Genomic DNA, 1,057 nt, shown 5'->3' on the forward strand with positions numbered 1-1,057 from the left:
CCATGGGCCTTGACCCCGAATCCTGGACACGGGTTACGCGGCTTGTGCCAGCGTAGTTGGTGCGAGTTGGAGGGCGTCCTCGAAGGCGATCGGTGATCGTTGCCCGAGGCGGGAGTGTCGGCGGCGGGTGTTGTAGCGGTGGAGCCATCGGAAGGCGTCGAGTCGGGCCTCGCGCTCGTTGGGCCAGCTCTTCCGTCCTTGCAGGGTCTCGCGTTTGAAGGTCGCGTTGAAGGACTCGGCGAGTGCGTTGTCGGCCGAGCTGCCGATCGCGCTCATGCTTCGCCGAACCCCTGCTGACCTGCAGGCTTGGGCGAATGCCCTGCTCGAGTACTGGGCTCCGTGGTCGGTGTGCATGATCGATCCGGCGAGGCTGCCACGGGTGCGGATCGCCGCGGCCAGGGCGTCGGTGACGAGGTCCGCGCGCATGTGGCCGGCGATCGCCCAGCCGGCCAGACGGCGTGAGGCGAGGTCGATGACGGTGGCGAGGTAGCAGAACTTCCCGCCGTCGAGGGGCAGGTAGGTGATGTCGCCGACGTACTTCGTGTTCGGTTCTGCTGCGGTGAAGTCGCGGCCGATCAGGTCGGGGGCCTTGGCCGCGGCCGGGTCGGGGACGGTGGTGCGGTGCCGGCGGCGCAACCGGACTCCCTCGAGCCCGGACGCCCGCATGATCCGGGCGACACGCTTGTGGTTGACCGCCTCATCGCCGGTCTCCCGGAGCTCAGCGGTGATCCTCGGGACTCCGTAAGTACCGTCCGACTCGAGGTGGACCGCCCGTATCCGGACGGCCAGACGGGCGTCGGCCGCCTGCCGGGCGGCCCGGTCCGCGGCCGTCCGGCGCCAGTAGTAGTAGCTGGAGCGGGCGATTCCGAGGATGGTGCACAGCCGCTTCACGCCGTGGCGGCGCTGATGGTCGGCGACGAACTGGAAGCGGTTCACCAGCGCGTCTCCCCGGCGAAATACTTCGCCGCCTTCCGCAGGATCTCGCGTTCCTCCTCCAGCTCGCGGACCTTCTTGCGCAAAGCGGCGTTCTCGGCCTCCAGCGGTGTCGGCGGCTCGG

The 1,057-nt window shown here is 69.3% G+C and carries 1 pseudogene; it reads right to left on the minus strand.

The window, feature by feature from the left end:
• Positions 1–33: 33 nt before the first annotated feature.
• Positions 34–1,057: pseudogene (locus ACZ6IM_RS42720) on the minus strand (IS3 family transposase); the annotation flags it as partial.

Source organism: Streptomyces sp. NPDC042336 (assembly GCF_055581985.1).